This is a genomic window from Singulisphaera acidiphila DSM 18658, from assembly GCF_000242455.2.
GTDB classification, from domain to species: Bacteria; Planctomycetota; Planctomycetia; order Isosphaerales; family Isosphaeraceae; genus Singulisphaera; species Singulisphaera acidiphila.
Genome location: NC_019892.1, coordinates 5833178 through 5853152, shown reverse-complemented (window position 1 = coordinate 5853152; position 19975 = coordinate 5833178). Strand labels below are relative to the sequence as shown.

General features: G+C 62.1%; 20 protein-coding genes. 11 read left to right on the top strand and 9 right to left on the bottom strand.

Annotation, left to right across the window (positions count from 1 at the left end):
- Positions 1-44: 44 nt before the first annotated feature.
- The gene (locus SINAC_RS23135) at positions 45-2777 is read right to left on the bottom strand and encodes a DEAD/DEAH box helicase (protein WP_015248004.1); all 2733 of its coding nucleotides are present in this window, start codon (positions 2775-2777) and stop codon (positions 45-47) included.
- Between the two features lie 211 nt (positions 2778-2988).
- Between SINAC_RS23135 and SINAC_RS23130 the strand changes: the two genes are divergently transcribed.
- The 4 genes from SINAC_RS23130 to SINAC_RS23115 all read left to right on the top strand — a co-directional run bounded on the left by SINAC_RS23130 (position 2989) and on the right by SINAC_RS23115 (position 6715).
- Positions 2989-3573, top strand: coding sequence for a hypothetical protein (locus tag SINAC_RS23130; protein WP_015248003.1), 585 nt, complete (start codon positions 2989-2991; stop codon positions 3571-3573).
- Between the two features lie 265 nt (positions 3574-3838).
- A complete protein-coding gene (locus SINAC_RS23125; protein ID WP_015248002.1) occupies positions 3839-4429 on the top strand; it encodes a TetR/AcrR family transcriptional regulator in 591 nt (196 codons plus the stop codon).
- 159 nt (positions 4430-4588) lie between these two features.
- The gene (locus SINAC_RS23120) at positions 4589-5653 is read left to right on the top strand and encodes a sigma-70 family RNA polymerase sigma factor (protein WP_015248001.1); all 1065 of its coding nucleotides are present in this window, start codon (positions 4589-4591) and stop codon (positions 5651-5653) included.
- A 51-nt stretch (positions 5654-5704) separates the two neighbouring features.
- Positions 5705-6715 carry a zinc-dependent alcohol dehydrogenase family protein gene (locus SINAC_RS23115; protein ID WP_015248000.1) on the top strand — a complete coding sequence of 337 codons (1011 nt, stop codon included), beginning with the start codon at positions 5705-5707 and terminating at the stop codon, positions 6713-6715.
- Positions 6716-6740: 25 nt separating this feature from the next.
- On the opposite strand, the gene SINAC_RS23110 is transcribed toward SINAC_RS23115, so the two are convergent.
- From SINAC_RS23110 to SINAC_RS23095, 4 genes are all read right to left on the bottom strand, one after another.
- Positions 6741-7607, bottom strand: a complete 867-nt coding sequence (locus tag SINAC_RS23110; protein WP_015247999.1) for a hypothetical protein — start codon at positions 7605-7607, stop codon at positions 6741-6743.
- 93 nt (positions 7608-7700) lie between these two features.
- Positions 7701-8285: a YceI family protein gene (locus SINAC_RS23105; protein ID WP_015247998.1), complete on the bottom strand. Its 585-nt coding sequence runs from the start codon at positions 8283-8285 to the stop codon at positions 7701-7703.
- Positions 8286-8455: 170 nt separating this feature from the next.
- Complete coding sequence (locus SINAC_RS23100; protein WP_015247997.1) at positions 8456-8926, bottom strand: MarR family winged helix-turn-helix transcriptional regulator; 471 nt, start codon at positions 8924-8926, stop codon at positions 8456-8458.
- A gap of 345 nt (positions 8927-9271) precedes the next feature.
- Positions 9272-9931: a hypothetical protein gene (locus SINAC_RS23095; protein ID WP_015247996.1), complete on the bottom strand. Its 660-nt coding sequence runs from the start codon at positions 9929-9931 to the stop codon at positions 9272-9274.
- A 537-nt stretch (positions 9932-10468) separates the two neighbouring features.
- Between SINAC_RS23095 and SINAC_RS23085 the strand changes: the two genes are divergently transcribed.
- The 7 genes from SINAC_RS23085 to SINAC_RS23055 all read left to right on the top strand — a co-directional run bounded on the left by SINAC_RS23085 (position 10469) and on the right by SINAC_RS23055 (position 16119).
- A complete protein-coding gene (locus tag SINAC_RS23085) occupies positions 10469-12181 on the top strand; it encodes an NAD-dependent malic enzyme (RefSeq protein ID WP_015247994.1) in 1713 nt (570 codons plus the stop codon).
- A gap of 484 nt (positions 12182-12665) precedes the next feature.
- Positions 12666-12854, top strand: a complete 189-nt coding sequence (gene tnpB, locus SINAC_RS38450) for an IS66 family insertion sequence element accessory protein TnpB (RefSeq protein WP_020467253.1) — start codon at positions 12666-12668, stop codon at positions 12852-12854.
- Positions 12855-12887: 33 nt separating this feature from the next.
- Entirely contained in the window at positions 12888-13466 is a 579-nt protein-coding gene (locus SINAC_RS41590; RefSeq protein ID WP_081578385.1) for an IS66 family transposase, read from the top strand.
- Positions 13391-13573 carry an IS66 family transposase gene (locus SINAC_RS41585; protein WP_261339237.1) on the top strand — a complete coding sequence of 61 codons (183 nt, stop codon included), beginning with the start codon at positions 13391-13393 and terminating at the stop codon, positions 13571-13573. The genes SINAC_RS41590 and SINAC_RS41585 overlap by 76 nt, the downstream gene beginning before the upstream one ends.
- 244 nt (positions 13574-13817) lie before the next feature.
- Positions 13818-14330 (top strand): RNA polymerase sigma factor, encoded by a 513-nt coding sequence (locus tag SINAC_RS23065; protein WP_020467251.1) that lies wholly within the window; start codon positions 13818-13820, stop codon positions 14328-14330.
- Positions 14331-14339: 9 nt separating this feature from the next.
- Positions 14340-15506: a LolA family protein gene (locus SINAC_RS23060; RefSeq protein ID WP_015247993.1), complete on the top strand. Its 1167-nt coding sequence runs from the start codon at positions 14340-14342 to the stop codon at positions 15504-15506.
- A 307-nt stretch (positions 15507-15813) separates the two neighbouring features.
- Positions 15814-16119, top strand: a complete 306-nt coding sequence (locus SINAC_RS23055; RefSeq protein WP_015247992.1) for a hypothetical protein — start codon at positions 15814-15816, stop codon at positions 16117-16119.
- Between the two features lie 121 nt (positions 16120-16240).
- Here the strand turns inward: SINAC_RS23055 and SINAC_RS23050 are convergent, their stop codons facing one another.
- From SINAC_RS23050 to SINAC_RS23035, 4 genes are all read right to left on the bottom strand, one after another.
- The gene (locus SINAC_RS23050; protein WP_015247991.1) at positions 16241-16723 is read right to left on the bottom strand and encodes a hypothetical protein; all 483 of its coding nucleotides are present in this window, start codon (positions 16721-16723) and stop codon (positions 16241-16243) included.
- A complete protein-coding gene (locus SINAC_RS23045; protein ID WP_015247990.1) occupies positions 16689-18242 on the bottom strand; it encodes a SpoVR family protein in 1554 nt (517 codons plus the stop codon). The genes SINAC_RS23050 and SINAC_RS23045 overlap by 35 nt, the downstream gene beginning before the upstream one ends.
- 66 nt (positions 18243-18308) lie before the next feature.
- Positions 18309-18581 (bottom strand): hypothetical protein, encoded by a 273-nt coding sequence (locus SINAC_RS23040; RefSeq protein WP_015247989.1) that lies wholly within the window; start codon positions 18579-18581, stop codon positions 18309-18311.
- A gap of 45 nt (positions 18582-18626) precedes the next feature.
- Positions 18627-19730, bottom strand: a complete 1104-nt coding sequence (locus tag SINAC_RS23035; RefSeq protein WP_015247988.1) for a DUF444 family protein — start codon at positions 19728-19730, stop codon at positions 18627-18629.
- Positions 19731-19975: the final 245 nt, after the last annotated feature.

The following is a 19975-nucleotide window of genomic DNA, read 5'->3' as shown; positions in this document are numbered from 1 at the left end:
AACACAGCCAAGAGGTCAGCGTTCGCTCGCCTGAGGACTTTGAACTAAACGCCTGCAGGCTGACCGATGGCCAGGAGCTTCGCCAAGGCCTGGGCCAGACCGTCCAGCGAGCTGGTGTCGGGGAGCGTCACGCTCAGCCTGGGCTTGCCCGAGGCATCCGTCTCCACGCAGGCCGAGAGACCGGCCCGCAGGTTCGCGACCAGGGCTTCCGGAGGGGGTGTCGACTCCTGCTGCGACACAAGCTCTCCCAAGAACTTGAAGGCAGCGCCCAGGAGCTCGCCACCGGCCGACGCCACCCGTTCGCGATGTGCCATCGAAAGGGCCTGGGTCGCCGCCTCTTCCTTCTGTTTGACCGTTTCGTCAACAGGTGCCTCGGGGCGAGCGCCCAGGAGCACTTCGAGGCGGCTCTTGAGCTCCTGCAAGCCGCTGGCGAGGTCCACGCGATCGACCTCCGACTCCACGTCCAGGGCCGCCAGCGCGAGGTCTTTCTTGGCGGCGAGGGTCGCAAGCAGGTTCTCTTCGATCGTCCCCTCGGTCACGAGCACGAATACTTGCACCGGCTGCAACTGCCCCATCCGGTGGGCCCGTGCGATCCGCTGTTCGAGGACCGCCGGGTTCCACGGCAGGTCGACGTTGATCACGGTATTGGCCGCTTGCAGGTTCAGGCCGGTCGAGCCGGCGTTCGTCGTCAGGAAGAGCTGGCAAGTCGGGTCGTTCTGAAAGCGATGGACCAACTCGGCCCGCTGCTTCTGCGGCACGCTGCCATCGAGCCGAACGAACCCGTGCCCGCGCTTCTTGAGTGGCCGCTCGATCAGGTCGAGCATCGTCGTCCACTCCGAGAAGAGGATGACCTTGCGTCCCTCCTCCTCGAAGACCCGCTCGAAGAGATCGTCCAGATGGGCCAGCTTCGTTGAGTGCCCCGGATCTTCCTTGTTGACCAGGGTCGTGCTGTCGGCGACCATTCGGCACATCAGCAAGGACTTTTGGAGGCGAAGCAAGTCCATCTCGCTCAAAAACTTCTTGCGCGTGATCGCCGCGATGATTTGTAGGTGGCCCGCGTGGATCACCGCCTGCTCGTCGCTCGGCGGAATCCGAACGATATCCATGGTGCGTTGCGGCAGCTCAAGCTTCACGCTGTCGCGGGTCCGGCGGAGGAGGATCGGCTTGAGCCGCTCGCGCAGCTCACCGAGATTGCGATACCCCAGCACCTTCCCCTTCTCATCAACCATTCGGTGCTTGTTGAAGAAGCGGAAGCCGGGGCCGAGCCGACGATCGTCGATGAACTGAACGATCGAATAGAGGTCGTCGAGGCGATTTTCGAGCGGCGTCCCTGTCAGCGCCAGCGCGAAGCGCGAGCGCAGGCTCTTGATCACGTTGCTCGTCTTCGACTCGTAGTTTTTGATGCGCTGACCTTCATCGAGGATGATCAGGTCCCAGTTCATCCGTTCGATGTGGATGATGTCGCGAAGCACTTGCTCGTAGTTGCAGATCGTGAAGAAACAATCATTCTGATACTGCTCGCCACGAACAGCCGCCCCGCCCCCGACAAGCTGAACGTCGCGGTAGCAGCAGCGATGAATTTCACTGCGCCACTGCGACTTGAGTGACGCCGGGCAGACGATCAGCACTTTCTTGATCTCGGCCTCGTTCGCCAGGAACTCCGCCGTCCCGATTCCCTGGATCGTCTTGCCGAGCCCCATGTCGTCCGCGAGGATCGCGCGGCCGGCGCCCGCCGCGAACGCGATCCCGTCGAGCTGGTACGGGAGCAGCGGGATCTTGAGCATCTCCGCTCGTAGCGGGTGTCCCGCGGGGTTGGTGCGGATCTCCTCGGTCTTGCTGCGGAGGCGCTCCTGAAGTAGGCGCTGCTGGATCAGCTCTTCGGCATCGGGATAGATGGCGACGTCCCTGCCGAGCTTTTGCAACTTCGCCAGGCGTTTCATCAGGTCGTGGAGGTCGGTGATCGGCTTGTCCCGAATCGGCTCGATGACCTTGATAATCGCCTCGTCCACCTGTTCGGGAGTCAGCAACCGGAGCGTCACCTCGTCCCCGTCATAGCGCAAGTGGAGCGCCAGGTGCTTGCGGCGATATGGCTTTCGGAGCGCTTCCGCCTTGAACCGGCGGCGGACCTTGTTCAGGACGTGCATGACGTGCTTACACGTACCTAACGTATTCGTGCGAAAGTCAGGGCAGGAACAAAAGGAAGCGCCCGGCTCCGTCCCGCGCAGGGCCACGCGATAGCTCTTGCCGCTGAGCCGGTTGGTGACCGTATAGTCGGTCCAGGGCTGGGTCGAATCCACGGACTGGACGGTCATCTTCTCGGTCTTCGCGCGCTCGGCCCGATCGGCCAGGGCCCGGGCGATCAAGGCCTCCTCCCCCAGGCTCTCGACGGGCGTGCGGGGTTCGGGGGGAGCGGCCGCGAGCCCGAGGGCCAGCTTCTCTTCGAGGATCAGCGAGAACGCCGCGCCCACGTGCTCACAGGCGGTTCGACAACGATTGCAGTTCCAGTGCAGGCGGTTGCGGGCCTCGGCCATCAAGGTGATCGTCACGACGACCGGGCGCCCGCCTTTCGTTTCAGCGGGGAGCTTGAGGCGGAAGAGGTCTCCTCCCAGGAACACGTCGTCCGCAATCGTGATCTCCCACTGATTTGCAGACTGCTGGATGAGCGTCTTCCCCTCCGGCCCAAGAAGCTTGCAGGCCTCGAGGAATGTCAGTCGAGAGAGCCGATCACGAAGCGAAAGACGACCGCTGGGAAGCGTACTCGAGGCCTGCGTCGCCATACCGATCACTCCCGCCCGTTGTCGAAAAAGGGATCCGCGAAGAAGAAACAGAAAGCGAATGTGTCGCGGAGTCGAGAAAGCCAGTTTAGTGGAACCCCACCCTCGCTTCAAACCGGCAACGCTTGTCGAACGCCAGAATCACGCGGTAGCCTGGATACGGAACGATCGCGCCCCCGAGTCGGCCCTCCTACCGCGCAATTGGGATCTCTTCATGGCTCGCCCTTTATCCCCCTGGTCGCAACTCTTCCGAGTCTTCCTCGCCACGACCGCGCTCGGACTGTTCGGGGCCGCGCCCGCCGAACCGCCGACGCTCCCCGTCTTGAACCAGAAAGTCGCCGAGTTCGCCGAATCCCAGCGCGGCAAGAAGGTGGGGGATGGAAGCTGCGTCACCCTCGCCGTGGAGGCCTTGCGGTCCGCGAACGCCAAGCGGTTTCGGCTCAATCGCGCCGATGGCGATTACGTCTGGGGCCGGCGGGTGGACGACTTCAAGGACGCTCTACCCGGCGACATCCTTCAATTCCGCGACGCCGAGTTCAAAGGAAAGAAATATCTGACCCGACGGCGATGGATCTCCTGGCACGAGTCCTATCCTCACCATACGGCGATCGTCTCAGGAGCCGGCGAAGGGGGCAAAGTGCTCACCATCCTGCACCAGAACGTGGGACCGAAGGGGGCCGACGATGACCGGAAGCAGATCGTCCAGCAAGGCACCCTCCGGATCGACTCGCTCCAGAAGGGGGGATGGGTGCGAATCTATCGCCCGATCGAACCTTCCGAGGCCGAGCCCCGTCCTTGAGTTGAGACCAACGCCGCCGCGAAAATCGGCGCGAGGCGAACGCAAACTCTCGACCGCCTGAACGCCTGAGCCGATACCTCCTAGCGGGCATTTTGCACCGTCCGCAATCAGCCCGATGAGGCCGGAATGTCGCCTCCCAAAGCCTGTGAAAGGATCCTTGCTCCGATCGACTTGCTTTTTGTAGACGACCGGTCTAATATGAAGTTGTTGTGGCAACAAGAGGTTCGCGAAGTCTGTGGGGCCGGTACGAGATCAAGGCCGTTTTATGAGCAAGGAAAAAACCAAAACCGTTCTGCTGGAAGCCGGCAAACGGGTTTTCCTGGAGAAGGGCTACAACCACGCAGGGATTGAAGCCATCATCCAGGCGGCCGGCGTCCCCAAGGGTTCGTTCTACTACTATTTTACGAGTAAGGAAGATTTCGGCCTTCAGGTACTCGATAGTTTTGCTGAGGGCTACAACGAAAACTTCGAGCGTGACCTGGGAGACCTCACGCTCGGTCCTCTCGACCGGCTGCGTCGTTACTTCGACTCGGCCTGTGCGAGGATTCAGTCCCAGGAATGCCGTAACGGCTGCCTGGCCGGAAACTTGAGCCAGGAGATGGCCGCTCAGAGCGAGGCGTTTCGAGCACGCCTGGAAGAGATCTTCGATGGCTGGGTCGATCGTTATGCCGTCGTCCTCGGTGAAGCCCAGCAGCTTGGCGAGATTCCGCCGGACATCGACGTCCACGAACTCGCCGAATTCTGGCTCAATAGCTGGCAAGGCGCGGTCCTTCGAGCCAAAACGATCCGAAGCGTCGTTCCGCTTCAGACGTTTCTCAACGTGATGTTCGGACTGCTCCTCCACGTTCAGCCGTGAGATCCATCCGGTCACACGGCGTTCGGAGACGGATTAAGGACTTAGGGCCCAAGAATTGCTTGACTGACTGGTCAATTACAAGCCTCCTGAAGCGGATACCTGGATAAAGAGACGCTCGGTTGATGGTGGATCCGGCAAAAAAAAAGAAGGAAGACGAACATGGCAGCACTCGACGTGGCTCTTGAATCAGCTTTGGATTCCGCCCAACCGTCCAACCCCCCGACGTCCGTTCGGCGCCTGGACGATGCGGCCAAGGTGGAGATCGACCGCCTCTTCCGTCGTGGGATCTCTCCCGACGTACTCGCGGCCCGATTCCACCAAACGCGGCCGCGAGTCGACCGAGTTCTGACCGAGCTCCGCGCCAAGCGGATCATCGAGCACGTGCTCGACTTCATGCCCGATCCCAGCTTTGAAACTCCGGGCGTTGAGACGGAAATCCTTGCCACGCTGCCAGAACCGGCCGCCGGCAAGGCCCGCCGCTCCAAGCCCCCCGAAGGGCTGCCCCCCTACCTGGCGAGCTTGTACGACGTCCCGCTGTTATCGCGTGAACAGGAAGCCCACCTGTTCCGCAAAATGAACTACCTGAAGTTCCGCATCAACCAGATGCGGGCCGCGATCGACCCCACTCGCGTGAAACCGGCCGTGCTCGACGAGATCGAGCGGCTGATGGAAGAGGCGCTCGCAGTCAAGAACCAGATCATCCGCGCCAACCTCCGCCTGGTGGTCTCGATCGCCAAAAAACACCTGGGGCCGGCGAACAACTTCTTCGAATTGGTCTCCGACGGCAACATGTCGTTGATCCGGGCCGTGGAAAAATTTGACTACGCCCGTGGCAACAAATTCAGCACCTATGCCTCTTGGGCGATCATGCGGAACTACATCCGCTCGATCCCCGAAGAAAAACATCGACGCGATCGGTTCGTCACCGGACACGAAGAAATGTTCGAGGCCGCCGCCGACCACCGGACCGACGAACACGAATACGAGGTCGCCCAGAAACGCACCCGAGAGGCGGTCCAAGGACTCCTCGGCCGCTTGTCCGATCGGGAACGGCGGGTCCTCACCAGCCGGTTCGGCCTGGAAGGGACGGTCGCCCACACGCTCGAACAGCTTGGGCAAGAACTCGGCGTCACCAAGGAGCGGGTCCGTCAGATCGAGTCACGGGCTCAGGAGAAGCTCCGCAAGATCGCGATTCAGGAGAACCTCGAACTCCCGACGCTCTGAGCATTCCAGGCCCAGTGGCGGGGAGTTTCTTTCCAAAACCGGCGATCGACGATGAAAACGTATCGGATCCATGAGTTCGGCGGATTCGACGGCCTGCGTCTCGACGAACTGCCCACGCCCTCCCCCGGGCCTGGGCAGGTGCTCGTCCGGGTGCGGGCCGTTTCGTTGAACTATCGAGATTTGCTCGTCCTCAAGGGCTTCTACAACAAGAACTTCCCCTTGCCAGCCGTCCCGCTTTCGGACGCCGCGGGCGAGGTGGTTGAAGTCGGTGACGGAGTGACGCGGGTCAAGGTCGGCGATCGGGTTGCGCCGATTTTCATGCAGACCTGGCTGGCTGGCGAATTGGCCGAGGCCCACGGCAAGTCAGCGCTTGGCGGGGCCACCGAAGGCGTCTTGGCGGAATTCGTGGTCCTTCACGAGAATGGCCTGGTCCTCCTGCCCAAGCATCTGAGTTTCGAAGAGGGGTCAACCCTCCCTTGCGCGGCGGTGACGGCCTGGAACGCTCTGTTCGTCGCCGGAAACATCAAGGCGGGCGACACCATTCTGACCCAAGGCACGGGAGGCGTCTCGCTCTTCGCCCTCCAGTTCGCCAAGCTGGCCGGTGCAACGGTGATCGCCACCTCGAGCAGCGACGAAAAGCTTGAGCGCGTGCTCAACATGGGGGCGGCGGCCGGAATCAACTACAAGACGACTCCCGACTGGGAGAAGCGCGTTCGCGAACTGACAGGTGGCCGAGGAGTGGACCTCGTGGTTGAGGTCGGCGGGGCCGGCACACTCTCGAAATCGCTCCATGCCGTCCGAACGGCCGGGCAGATCAGCCTGATTGGCGTTCTGGCGGGAGGGGCCGCGGAAATCAATACACTTCCCATCCTGATGAGGGCCATCGAGGTCCGTGGGATCTTCGTCGGCTCACGCGCCATGTTCGAGGCGATGAACCGCGCCCTCGACGCTCACGAGCTTCGCCCGGTGATCGACCGGGTCTTTCCGTTCCAGGAAACACCGGCCGCGTTCCGCCACATGGAGAGCGCGGCCCATTTCGGCAAGATCGTGATTCGGGTCTGATCTGAAGCCGATCGGTAGAGATCGATCAATACTCGTACGAGGGCATCGCCGCCACGGCAAGGCCGACGGCGACCGCCACCGGGACGAGCACGGCCAACGTGGCCGCAAACGCTCGAAGCCAAGGGGCGCGCCTCCGGATCGGCCCGAGCTGGACCAACCAGAGCGCCGCGGGGGCCAGAGCGAAGAGCGCCACGCTTCCCGAGGGGAGTTCCGCATAGAACCGGTTGATCAAGAGCAGGCTTGCCAGGGCCACCACCACGATCGGGGTTCCACCGCGTTCCAGGCCGATCGAAGGTATCCGCCAGGAGACGAGCCAGCACACCGCGAGCGAGGCGGAAAGGACAATGCCCAGAAGCGGCAGGACAATGCTTCCGGAAACCAAAAGGGCCACGCTCGCTCCGCCGGTGACGAGAAGCAGCGGCAAGAAAATGCCTGCTCCTGAGCAACGGGCAGCAATAGCATCAAGATTTGCCCACGCCAGAACCATGCCGATCCCGATTAAGGCTCCCCCGAACAGGGGGGTGGGAGCCGACCATGCTTCTCCGAACGCAGGCCCCACGATCGCCGCGGTCGTGAGCCCGGAGACGATGACCCGATTGGCCCAAGTCATCCAAGCTCGGGCGGCCCCAAACACCTCGAAAAGGGCCGCCACAATCGCGACGCTCACAAGCAGGGGAATCCGGTCCGTCACCTCAGAGGGAGGCCATGCAGGCCAGGCCACTCCGAGATGGCCCGCCAGATCGCCCAAGCCGAGCGCCAACGCCACGGCCAGGCCACCGCTAGCTTTCAGATCCAGGCGGCGGCCCACCCGCCAGACCGCCATCAAAACAGCTACTGTCACCAGCGCCGGGAGGAGCACTCCGAGCAGAAAGGCGCTGAGGGGACTTGGCATCGTCACGCCCTCCGTAGATCAGAGGTGAAGGCCCTCCGCGCTGTCCCCGCTTGGGGAAACGACCCGTCGGGCCTTCGATCCCTTTTCGGTACGTTATTGGCCGCCCTCGACGCTCACAATAATCTTCACATCGTCACCGATGCCTTCCAGCATCTTGTTCATTTTGTAGTCCGATCGCTTGATCGCGAATTCGGTCTCGAACCCGGCGACCGGCTTCCCCTTCATATCCTTGCCCGCCCCGGTGCGGGTCACCGTCAAGGCCAAGGGGTTGGTCACACCGTGGAGCGTCAGGTCGCCGTGGACCTTGAACGTGTCCGCGCCTGACTTGGTCACCGACTTGCTCTTGAACGAGATCGTCGGGTACTGAACCGCGTTGAAGAAGTCGGTCCCCTTCAGATGCTTGTCGCGATTCGCGTTGGCGGTATCGATGCTCTCCGTCTTCACCACGATGTCGAGGTGGGAGTTCTTGGCGTCCTTTTCGTCGAGGGCAAACTGGCCGGTGATGTCGTTGAACCGGCCATAGGTATAGCTCGTGTTCATGTGCTTGACGCGAAAGACCGTCGCCGAGTGGACCGTGTCGACTTTGTACGCCTGGGCCGCCGCCGGGTTCGCGTGGCCGAGCGAAAGTCCCATCCCAGAAACGATTCCCGCCATGAGCGTGAGCTTGCGAACCGTCATCACGTCGTCTCCTTTTTTTCTGCGTTGAGAAAAGACCGTTCTGAACCACCACGACCGACACGAGCGAGCGGACCGATGCGTCCGATCGATTTTTTGTTTCAAAAGCGGGTATTCCGCCTGGGCCGGCCGGGCGACAGGTCAAGACGTCAACGGGCTTGCCGAAGCCAACCCTAAGTCCCCGGTCGCCTCGCCTTGACGAGCAAGCGATTGAACTCGACCATTTCTTCAGCCGTCAGATGGCCGAGTTGCTTCCGATGTAGCTCGAGGACCGGAGCGTCGAGCTCGGCCAGCACCGCCATCCCCTGCGTGGTGATCTTAATCAGCACGAGCCGGCGGTCCTCCTGGGTCCGACACCGCTCGACCAACCCCCCCGCCTCAAGCCGGTCGACCAGCCGGGTGATGTCGGGCAAATGCGAAATCATCCGGCCGGCCACCTCCAGGCAAGGCAGCTCAGTCCCCGCCCCCCGGAGGATCCTGAGCACATTATATTGGGCTCCGCTGATCTGATGCTGCTTGAACAGCCGGGCGAACTCCGCCTGGAGTTGCTCGGTCGTCTTCACCAGATTCAGCGACACTTCCTGCTCCGGCGCATCAAACGGGTTTCGCTTCTTGACTTCGTCCTGTAACGGCGATGCCGCCATTTTCCCTGCTCCTCATATCGCTCCAACCATCTGTCCACACAAAATACCGCACCACGATTATCGTGTCAACAATTTCTTTCGCAGCCGGTTTTGCGGTTTCCCCCTGGCAGGGCCGCGCAGGCCTGGACAGTCTCGGAGATCCTCGGGCGAGGCGGATCTGGAGTCAGACTGTAGCGGGGCGGAAATTTTACGAGGCGATCGTCGAAACCAAGCCCCCTGCTCCCGCTGGCCGCCCCGTAGCGACAGCCGGATCGATCTGCCTCGACAAAGCGCGGGGGACGTTGCTCCAAAGCGAGATGGGAACCGGCCCCGCTCTTTGGATTGATCGTGCTTCGTGTCAACGCATCAAAAAGCCTTGAGCACCGAGACGTCCCGGTGCTGGGGGTTGCCGGTTTCGGGAGCACGATCCGATGGCGCCGACTTGGCCTCGGATGAGCTTCCCGTTGGCCCTGGAACGGCAGCTTTGGCCAGCGCCCCGGGTTCGCAGACCTTCGGCTCGTCGAGCTTGGCCTTGGCCAGCTTGCGATCGAGAGCGTTGGGGTCAATATAAGGGGCGGGGGTCCACATCGCCTGCTCGGCGTATTCGATCTGCGACCTGGGATCGAGATGCTCCGTTTTCCGGTAAAGGATCCGGCATTCCTTGATCTTCAACGAGTCGGACTGGCTTCGTGACGAGGTCCGCCCCAGCTTGCCCACCGCGAGCAGTTGACTCGAGGCTGTCGGCTGGATCTCGGCCGAATTCGACCCATTGATGGTGAGCGTCCTCGAGCCTTCGACCACTTCCTCGGCGCGAACGACTTCGTAACCGCCAGGGAAATGCTGTTCCATCAGCTCGTCCGCATGTTTTCGATAATACTTCGGCCACTTCGAGGTATTGGCCGGCATCCCGATGACGCCCGAATGCCCGTCCTGGTAGACGTAGCGGACCTCACGGGCCCCGGAGCAGCCGAGCGTTCCAAACAGAGCGATCGAAAGGAAGACGTACGTCCTGCGCCCGCCAAACATGATGACGACCTCATGCGGAGCTCGGTCGTCTCCTCGGACCGGAGCTCCAAGAGAACGTAATCCCTCTCGCCTGGGTCCCAACAAAGAGGGAGGCAGAACCCAGCGCGAAACCTGGAACGACGCTGTTGGAAAATCCCAAAAGGTGTGAATCAGCGATTGGAAAGACTTTTCACTAGACCCATGTCAAGCCTTCCATGGCCGGGACGAGCCAACGCCTTGGCGTCTTCGTCGTCCCGAACGGTTCCCAGGTCTTGAGCGTCCGGCCTGTGGAGGTTGGTTCATGAAGTGGTTCAAAAGGAACGAGGCCACGCTCACCTTCGATTATACGGCCGTCGCCTCCTCGGGAAAGCCCCCACTGCGGTCCTCACGCCGATCATCAGGACCAGGCGACAATACCCCATTCCAGAAACCCAGGCCGATCCCTAAGATCGGTTCGCGGATCGTCGCAAAACGCCGCACGGCCTCAACCACTTGAGAGTGGGAGGGCGGGATGACTCAACCCAAAGGACGGATCGACCGATCGATCGGAGACGCGCTGTGCTGGACTTCCAGATCACCGTTGATGCGGGAACAGGTGATGAGATCATCGAGGTTCCCCTGTCCTCTCTCTCACTGCTCGATTGCCCTTTGTTCAATAAAGGGAGCGCCTTCCCCGATGACGAACGGGCGGAATTCGGACTGCACGGCCTGCTCCCCCCGCATGTCGGCTCGATCGATGAGCAACTCGAGCGGCGCTATCGCGACTTCGAGCAGAAGCGTACCGAGTTGCAACAGCACATCTACCTCCGCGACCTCCAAGATCGCAACGAGGTACTCTTCTATCGCCTGATGGCCGAGCACATCACCGAGATGATGCCGCTGATCTATACGCCGGTGGTCGGCGAAGCCTGCGAGTACTTCAGCCGGATCTATCGACGCCCTCGCGGCCTGTTCATTTCATACGAGCACCGCGCCGATCTCGAGACAATCCTCGAGAACCGGCCCTACCGCGACGTGGACGTGATCGTCGTGACCGACGGTGAGCGGATTCTCGGCCTGGGCGACCTCGGAGTCGGCGGCATGGGCATTCCTGTCGGCAAACTCTCGCTCTACACGCTCTGCGGCGGCATCAACCCCGCGCGCACGCTGCCGATCTTCCTCGACGCTGGAACAGACAACGAAGAGGCACTCGCCGATCCGCTCTACCTTGGCGGACGCCATCCGCGAGTCCGAGGCGCGGAGTATGACGATTTCATCGAGCAATTTATCGGAGCCGTGACTCGAGTCTTGCCAAACACGTTGCTCCAGTGGGAAGACTTCGCCCTACCCAACGCCAGGCGGTTGCTCGACCGCTACCGCGACCGGCTCTGCACCTTCAACGACGATATCCAAGGGACCGCCGCCGTCAGCCTGGCGGCCATTCTGGCGGCGGGTCATGTGTCCGGGACACGCCTGGCCGACCAGCGAGTGGTGATCCTGGGCGCGGGCTCAGCCGGAACCGGGATCGCGGACCAGATCGTGACCGCCATGATCGCCGAAGGACGGACTGAGTCTGAGGCGCTCGCGCAACTCTGGCTGGTCGATCGTGACGGTCTGCTTCACTCCGCGATGACCGGCCTCCAGCCGTTCCAGCAGCGCTTCGCTCAACCACTCGAGCGGCTCACAGGATGGGCGGTCGGAGCCGGTGGGTACACGCTCGCCGAGGTGGTCGGGAACGTTCATCCGACGGTCCTGATCGGGACCTCGGGGAGGCCCGGGACGTTCACGGAGGAAGTCGTTCGCGAGATGGCGCGCCATGTCGAGCGGCCGGCCATCTTCCCCCTCTCGAACCCGAACTCACGGTGCGAGGCGGCCCCCGCCGACATCATCGCCTGGACCGACGGCCGGGCGCTCGTGGCGACCGGTAGTCCGTTCCCCGAGGTCGTCCACGGGGGCCGCACGTTTGCGATCGGCCAGTGCAACAATGCGTACATCTTCCCCGGCCTCGGCCAGGGGGTCATCGCCTCGGGGGCGCGGCGCGTCCCTGATGAACTCTTTCTCGCCTCGGCCAGGGCCCTGGCCGAAGCTTCGCCGGCACGGACGACCGTGGGCGGCTCGCTCTTCCCGGCCCTGGAAGACATCGCGAGCGTCTCGCGCCGGATTGCCCTGGCGGTGGCGGGCGAGGCCTGCCGCCTTGGCCTCGCGGATCCAAGTCCGCCCGAAGAACTCGCCCACCGAATCGACGCGCGATGGTGGCACCCCCGCTATGGCAAGCTTCGCCGCCAGCGATGAAGAAGGGCCAAGGCGACCGTTCCGCCAGCGAAGAATCAAACATCTGAAATTCAGCCAGTTTCTTCAGCCTAACCCGCAATGTTGTCCTATGTTAAAATAGAGCAACGTTCGTTCTATCCATCCTCCGCGACGGCGTAAAGGACGATGATGAACACGCGGGATCTTGGCCTCTCCGTGACCCTCTCCGAAAAGCTCTTCGACCAGCTCAATTCCGAATCTGCCCGCCTCGCCATACCGCTCGAGTGGCTCGTCGCTTCGCTTCTGGTGGAAATGGCAAGCGAAGAGGGACCCGCGAATTCTCCCCACCGAAACACCCTCCCTGGCTAACGGGTCCGATCTTGCCTCGACTCGGCTCACGGATGAGACGACGCTGTCCCCGTGAGTCGGGTATGTCATTCGACCTGCCCCGAAAAGACGTGTGTCCGGTGAACCCCTTCTTGCGGCCCATGCTACGACCAGGGTATGGCCAAAAAGGGGGTGAACCTTGGCACAAGCGACGGTGAATCTGGGCCAAAAGCCGTATTGGCTCGCTGACGGCGAAGCGGTCGATCTTCGAAAATCGTTCGACGGTTTGGCGTCCCTGGTCCGGGAAGGGCTCCGGGGCGATCCGCTGTCGGGAGACATCTTCGTCTTCCGAAACAAGGCCGCCGATCGGATCAAGCTCCTGGTCTGAGAAGAGGATGGATACGCGATCCGGTACAAGCGATTGGAAAGCGGCACCTTCCGCTTCCCGCCGTCTCCCGAGGACCAGCCCCGCGGACCTCGTCATGCTCCTGGAAGGGATCGATCTGGCGAGCGGCAAGCGCTGGATCCAGATCGACGCGGAGCGCACGAGCAACTTGATTATCAGCCGGCGACCTTGTTCGTGGTCGAACAGGTGCGCTGCACGTACGCCTGCCCGCACTGCGAGGGGCAAGTCGTCACGGCCGGCAAGCCCGCCCAGCCGATTGAGAAGGGCTTGCCCGGACCGGGGATCCTTGCTCATGTGATCACCGAGAAGTATGCCGACCATATCCCGCTCCACCATCAGGAGCGCCGCCTCGCCCAGCAAGGGGTGGAGCTGTCGCGTTCGACCCTCTGCAACTGGATGGCCAGCGCCGCCAAGACGCTCGAGCCGCTGTATGAGTTGATGAAGACGTCGATCCTCGTGTGCGGCACGATCCACACCGACGACACCTCGGTGAAGGTGCGGGACTCGGAACGTTTAAGATCAAGGCCACCGGTCGGCTCTGGATCTACTACGGCGACCACCTTCACCCGTACAACGTCTTCGACTTCACCATGAGCCGGAAACGGGACGGGACGAGCCGGTTCCTCAAGGGTTTTCGGGGATTCCTCCAGGCCGACGCCTTCAGCGGCTACGACGGCATCTACGCAGTGGCTCTCGAGTAAGAGTGGCCTGCACGCGTGAATGCAGAAGCAGTTGCTGCGGGGACGATGCGCCGCCTGGGGTGCCCGGAGTGGGGGAGGGCTTGTCGGTCGCACACAACTGCACGCCGGGAAGTTCTCCAACAGTTGGACGATCCTCAGTCGCTCACCTTCTGCGAGCATTTTCCGAAAGCCTCCGTAAGAAGACGGGCAGTCTCGGCGACACTACAGGGTGACGGCTCTCCCATGGCACGAAGGGACGAAACCCATGTCCGATTGGGACGCGATTGTGGGACAGCATGGCCGGCTTGTCTGGCGCACCGCCTACCGGCTCCTGGGCAATCACGCCGACACAAGTGACTGCTTCCAGGAGACCTTCCTCTCGGCCCTGTCGGCCGCCCGCAAGCAGCGGGTCGAGAACTGGGGGGGCTTCCTGCAACGGTTGGCCACCGCCCGGGCGCTCGACCGGCTGAGGTATCGGCTGCGGCAATCCGGGCGGGGCGGACACCGCTCGGACGAGGCGGCCGTGCCCTGCCTCGCGCCCGGCCCTCCCCTCCAAGCTGAGGCTCAGGAACTGAACGAGCAGATCCGCCGCGCCTTGGCCGACCTGCCGCCCAAACAGGCCGAGGCCTTCTGCCTCCATTATCTGGAGCAATGGAGCTACCAGGAGGTCGGCCAGCATCTGGGGATCGCAACCAACGCCGTGGGCAGCCTGCTCCATCGGGCCCGAGCCGGGTTGCGAGAGGCCCTGAGCTCCGTAGCCTCGGGACAAGAAAGCTGAGGTGCCGCCATGATGCCCGACGACCAGCTCGACCAAATCCTTCTCACCTTCCGCGACGTCGACATCCCTGACGGGCCGCCCCCCGAGATCGTGTCTCGGACCCTGGCGGACCTGCAACGAGAAGCCCCCGGGCCCCGGCTCTTCTCACTCCACGAAAGGATCAGAACCATGCCCCCGATCGTCCGGATCGCCGCCGCCCTGTTAATCGCCGCCGGCACCACCGGCATCGTGAGCGTCATGACGTCGGGCCAGAAGGGTCCGGGCATCGCTTTCGCCGATGCCATCGAGCACGTCCGAGCTGCCCACACGATCACGTACACCATGCGGATCGGCGACGACCCCACTCCATTCCGCGTGTCCCGGATGGAGCCCGGACTCATCAGGACCGAAATGCCGGGTGGTGGCGTCAACATCATGGACCGAAACCGGGGCAAGACCCTGACGCTTAACCCGGCCGACAAGACGGCCACGCTCATCGAGAGCAAGGCCGACGTTCAGGCCGGGGGTGAGGACATGATCGACAAACTGCGTCACTTCCGGGGGAAGCCGGAGCAGGACCTCGGCGAACAGGTCCTCGACGGCCGTCCGGCCCGGGGGTTTCGGCTCTCGGCGGGCGGCTGGTCGTCCGTCATCTGGATTGAGACCAAGACAGACCTCCCGATCCGCATGGAGACCAAGCTCAACTCCGGCGCCGACGGGACGAAGACGGTGGTCTTCCGCGACTTTGTGTTCGATGCCCCTCTGGACGAGTCCCTGTTCCGCATGACGCCCCCGGAGGGCTACAAAACTCAAGTGATCCCTCTCGCCATGGACCAGGTCCCGTCGGTCGAGAAGGACCTGGTGGACCTGTTCGGCGAATACGCCAAGCGTTCGGGGGGCCGGTTCCCGAATGACCTCCAGATGCCCTCGCTCCTCGACGTCCTCAAGGAGATCAAGCTCACAAAGGCCGGGCTCGACGAGGCGACCAACGCCTGGATCGCCAAGGTCGGCAAGGGCATCGGCCTGGTCTGGGCGATGCCCACCGACTCCACCCCCTACTACACCGGCAAAGGCGTACAGCTCGGCCAAGCTGACAGGCCGATCTTCCGGTACCGGCCTCAAGGTTCCAAGACCTACCGTGTCATCTACGGCGACTTGACCGTGAAGGATGAGGAGCCTGGCCAGATTCCGAAGTAATCGACGTCAGACTCAGGACAGCAAGCCGATGGGACCGACTCGGGTGCTCGCCTTGAGTCGGCCCCGTCGCTTCTTTGGCGGAACTCGGTAGTCTGTAGGATTGCTATCGATCAGAAAGCTCGGGATTGAGGACATGGTCGACCGGACGCTCACGAAAAGACTCCGTGGGATCCGCATCCGTCATCGATCCCACGGATTTGATTGAAGCCGAAGAGGGGTGCGTCCCGATCAAATCGTGATGACGAACGTCAAGGACAGGATCGGTGCAACGTACCCGATCCCCTAGTTTCACGGAGGGAACCGACCGATGAGCCAAGATCAAGGCGCGTCCTCGATCGACCTGATCCGCTGGACCTTCAATATCAACTCGGACCACCGCGCGGAGATCGAGGGGCACCTCAGCGACCTCGGATTCGACGTCTTCGTGCAAGACGACTCGATTTTCACCGTGACCTGGGAAGAGCCCGATCGAGAGGTCGACGAGGTGATCGAAGAAATCTGGGCGCTGAACGGCGAGGCCTTCGAGGTCACCCAGGAAGAGTTCCATCGCCTCGGCATGCACACGCTGACCCAGGCCGAGGATGAGGGCGAGCCGACCCAGGAAGCTGCCTGACCCGGTCGTTGCGACACCGCCAAGCAGGTAAGCAGGTCCTTCATCTCCGAATGAAACGAAAAAGCGGGGCCGCTTCTCACTCGAGAAGTGGCCCCGCGTCGTTGGAGTGGTGGTGCATCGTTCAGCCGACACTTTCGACAAGGTCGTCGGCCAAACGCTCAAGCACTTCTCGAGTCATCTGGCAGGAGGTTGGGTGCCGTTGCCGAGAGGGCTCGTCGACGGCGATCCGCAACAGCTTCAAGCGGCCTTGATGATGGAGGCGGACCTCGAAGTAGGTACGCCGGTCGCCCCGCGACGTTGGGGCCTGGCTGCGAAGCTCAACCTCGCCGCCGACCTTGTCGTGCTCCAGGACGACCAAGGGCTCCATCAGGTACGTCACCCGGGAAGCGATCCGATCGGCCCAGGCTTTAAGGTCTTCGGACGACCAACCGGACCGAGCAGCGGTCGCGAAGTCGAGACTATCAAAGGCAATCCCAACGGGGCCGGCGGCCGTCAGGTTAAGGGTCAGACGATGGGGTACATCCTCGACCGTGAGGGGACACGGCAAGGCGTCGATATCGGGGAGCGCGTCAAGCGCGGCGGCGATCTTTTGACTCAGGCTCATGGGTCGATCCTCCCAATGGCCGGATCGTATGATCCGTGCCGTCAAATGACAACAAGGTACTCCGCCCGTCGATGACGGTCTCGATATGAACGGGACGCGTCCAGAGGCGGTTGAGGTGGCGCAACGTATCCTGGGCATGGTCGAGCTTCAGATCGATCCCGAAGTGCTCGTGCTGCAGGTACAATTCGCCACGATTCCGGAAGTTGCCGTCCTTGATCCGGATGATCGGCTGGCCAAAGTTCGTCAGCCCGAAAAGCAAACGATCTTTGATTTGTTTAAACTCACGACTCTCGATCTCGTACGTTTCGTTCTGATCGTTGTGCTTGTAGCTGAACATCTTGTAGCGTCGGCAGAAGTCGGGCGTGAGGAAGGTGTCGACGAACGTCACGTCGTTGTGGATCCGGCGAACCTCGAAAATCTTCTCGCGGCCCAGGCCGAGCTTCTTGTCCCATCGCTCGCGTGCTTCGTAATTATCGCAGTCGTCATACTCAGCGCCGAACTGGCCCTTGTTCCAGCGTTCTTCGATATCGCGGAACAACTCGATGCCGAGCTTGTACGGGTTGAGCCGCCCCGGTTGCGTGGCCATCGTGCCCGAATGATGGTCGGCGTAGTCAACGACCTCCGACGGGCTCAGGGTCCGCGTCGTCATGATCGTCGAGTGCCAGTACGACGCCCACCCTTCGTTCATGATCTTGGTCTGCCCCTGGGGGGCGAAGTAATAGGCCTCTTGGCGGATGATGCCGAGCACGTCGCGCTGCCAGGGAGTAAGGGGAGCGTGCTCCAGGAGGAAGAGCAGGACGTCGCGTTCGGGTTGCTCGGGGAATTGCCGGGACTTTTGCCGCTCGACTTCTCTCTGCTTCGCCTGTTCCTTGAGAACTCCGGGAGGGTTGACGAACGAATCCATGTACTCCTTACTCTGGAACTTCGACGGGATGCTGGAGTCTTCGGCGTCGTCCGGGCGGAAGTCGTAGCGGTCGTGATCGTCGCGCCGCTTGATGAACGGGGAGTGGATATCGATCAGGTTCTCGAGTGAGAGACAGCTATCGATGAAATTCTCGACCGCGTCTTCCCCCTGCCGCTCCATGTGGGAGCGGATCCGATTGCCGTGATTGGCCGTCTCGTCCATCATCTTGCGGTTGGTGCGGCTGAACCAGATATTGTTCTTGAAGAAGTCGTTATGCCCATAGACATGGGCCATGACGAGCTTCTGGTCGACCCACTGGTTGCAGCGGAGCAGGTAGGCGTAGCAGGGGTCGTTGTTGATGACCATCTCGTAGATCTTCTGGAGCCCGTAGCGGTAGCCCTTGGAGAGCTGCTGGTACTCCATGCCGAACCGCCAGTGGGGATACCGGGTCGGGAATCCCCCCAGGGCGGCGATCTCGGAGAGTTCGTCGTAATCGAGCACTTCGAAAATCGTGTCGTAGAAATCGAGCCCGAACTCGCGGGCATGCTGCTCGGTCTCCACCTGGAGGGCGCGCAGGTCGGGGGGAAGGTTGTGCTCGTTGCTCATGATCGACATGGCAGTCGCCTCCAGGCGGTCCCGTTCCAGGCTCAGGACAAAGGACCAAGGAACCCATTCTTTTTTTTACGCTTGGGCCAACATCTTGCGGACCTCGCGCTCGAGCAGGTGCGTACTGACGAGCCACGGCTTCTTGGTGAGCTCGATTTCCAACTCGGGGGAACCTTCGACCACGCGATACGATCCGGCGAACTTACCGAGCGGGGTCGTCCCCTCAAAGTGTCCTTGCTCGGTCGTCCCCTCGTAGCGACCGTGCCGGGCCATGGCGGTGGCAACGCGATGGAACAGGGCCTGGCGACGTTCGGGATCTTCGGGATAGGGGACGCGAAACACAGCCATGGGGATTCACCTCAACGCCAAGCAAGGACCAAGGGGGCAAGCGAGCTACCGCCCTCGGCCCAGAAACTCCTTGATCGACTCGAAGATCCCGTCCTTGTTACGGATCTCGGACAGCGCTAAGTTCGGCACACTGTCGAATGCTTCTTCCAACTCCCGGTAAAATTCCCCCGAACCGTAGGGGCTTTCCACCTGCCCGTAGCCGAAGAGGTTGCACTTGGGCAAGATCTGGTCGCGGAGCAAGGAGATACATTGGCGGTTGTCTTCGCCCCAGTTGTCTCCATCGGAGAAGTGGAGCACGTAGACGTTCCAATCCGCCGGCGGGTGCTCGGCGTCGATGATCCGGTTGGCGAGGTTGTAGGCCGAACTGATCCGAGTCCCGCCGCTCTCGCGGGTGTGGTAGAACGTGTGCTGATCCACCTCCTTGGCCACGGCGTCGTGGATGATGTAACGAGTCGTCACGCCGTCGTACTGACTCTTGAGCCAGGTGTCGATCCAGAACGCCTCGATCCGGACGATCTCCTTCTGGTCGTCGGTCATCGACCCGGAGACATCCATCAGGTAGAGGACCACGGCGTTGGAGTGCGGCAGCGGGATCGGGTTCCACGACCGATAGAGCTTGTCCTCGCGAACCGGGATCACCATCGGGTCGGACGGGTTATACGTGTTTGAGGCGATCTGACGCTTGAGCGCTTTCTTGTACGTCCGCTTGAAGTGGCGAAGGCTCTCGGGACCGGCCTGACGGATCCCGGTGTACTTGTCCTTCTCCTCGATGATGTTGGCCCGCCCCTTGGGCATGATCCGCGGAAGCGCCAGCCCTTCCCCGAGAATCTCGGCCAGTTCGTTGAGCGTCAGCTCCACCTCGAGGATGTGATGGCCGGGCGCTTCGCCCGCGCCTCCGGGCGAGTCGCCTTCGCCGGCGCGGCCGATGGGGGTGCCCACGTCCCCCGGCCCCTGACCGACTCCCCCGCTATTCTTGGGGCCGTAGCGAAACTCAGGGATATCAATCTGCGGCAGCGGGATCGAGACGAGCTCGCCCCCCGTCTTGCCGATCATCTCGCCATGGGTGATGTACTTCCGCAAGTCGGTCTTGATCTTACCCCGGACGATCTGCTTGAACCGATTCGCATCACGCTCGATTTTTCGCACCACGGTCGTTGAACCCTCACCGTTGGGGGACAGCCGACTCGTGCCCGCCTTTTTTTTTGATGGTCAAAAAAAGGCGCCGCGCCGACCACTCCGCCCGCTCACCTTGCCCCCGTCGGACCCAGCCCGCCTTCTCTGTTCCGCTTGACTTCAGAGAGAGCGCAGCACATCGCACTCGCGGCCCTTGGGTCCGACCGCAAACCACATGGCAAAGATCAAGTCAGGCGATGGAAAGTGAAAAAAAGAAAGAC

Bases quoted from the DNA above. Each gene is read 5' to 3' on its own strand.
- SINAC_RS23135 (WP_015248004.1), bottom strand. From the start codon at position 2,777: ATGGCGACGCAGGCCTCGAGTACGCTTCCCAGCGGTCGTCTTTCGCTT.
- SINAC_RS23040 (WP_015247989.1), bottom strand. From the start codon at position 18,581: ATGGCTGTGTTTCGCGTCCCCTATCCCGAAGATCCCGAACGTCGCCAG.
- SINAC_RS23095 (WP_015247996.1), bottom strand. From the start codon at position 9,931: ATGTTTGGCGGGCGCAGGACGTACGTCTTCCTTTCGATCGCTCTGTTT.
- SINAC_RS23100 (WP_015247997.1), bottom strand. From the start codon at position 8,926: ATGGCGGCATCGCCGTTACAGGACGAAGTCAAGAAGCGAAACCCGTTT.
- SINAC_RS23125 (WP_015248002.1), top strand. From the start codon at position 3,839: ATGAGCAAGGAAAAAACCAAAACCGTTCTGCTGGAAGCCGGCAAACGG.
- SINAC_RS23045 (WP_015247990.1), bottom strand. From the start codon at position 18,242: ATGTCGATCATGAGCAACGAGCACAACCTTCCCCCCGACCTGCGCGCC.
- SINAC_RS23130 (WP_015248003.1), top strand. From the start codon at position 2,989: ATGGCTCGCCCTTTATCCCCCTGGTCGCAACTCTTCCGAGTCTTCCTC.
- SINAC_RS23110 (WP_015247999.1), bottom strand. From the start codon at position 7,607: ATGCCAAGTCCCCTCAGCGCCTTTCTGCTCGGAGTGCTCCTCCCGGCG.
- SINAC_RS23105 (WP_015247998.1), bottom strand. From the start codon at position 8,285: ATGACGGTTCGCAAGCTCACGCTCATGGCGGGAATCGTTTCTGGGATG.
- SINAC_RS23065 (WP_020467251.1), top strand. From the start codon at position 13,818: ATGTCCGATTGGGACGCGATTGTGGGACAGCATGGCCGGCTTGTCTGG.
- SINAC_RS23050 (WP_015247991.1), bottom strand. From the start codon at position 16,723: ATGAGCCTGAGTCAAAAGATCGCCGCCGCGCTTGACGCGCTCCCCGAT.
- SINAC_RS23120 (WP_015248001.1), top strand. From the start codon at position 4,589: ATGGCAGCACTCGACGTGGCTCTTGAATCAGCTTTGGATTCCGCCCAA.
- SINAC_RS23055 (WP_015247992.1), top strand. From the start codon at position 15,814: ATGAGCCAAGATCAAGGCGCGTCCTCGATCGACCTGATCCGCTGGACC.
- SINAC_RS23060 (WP_015247993.1), top strand. From the start codon at position 14,340: ATGATGCCCGACGACCAGCTCGACCAAATCCTTCTCACCTTCCGCGAC.
- SINAC_RS23115 (WP_015248000.1), top strand. From the start codon at position 5,705: ATGAAAACGTATCGGATCCATGAGTTCGGCGGATTCGACGGCCTGCGT.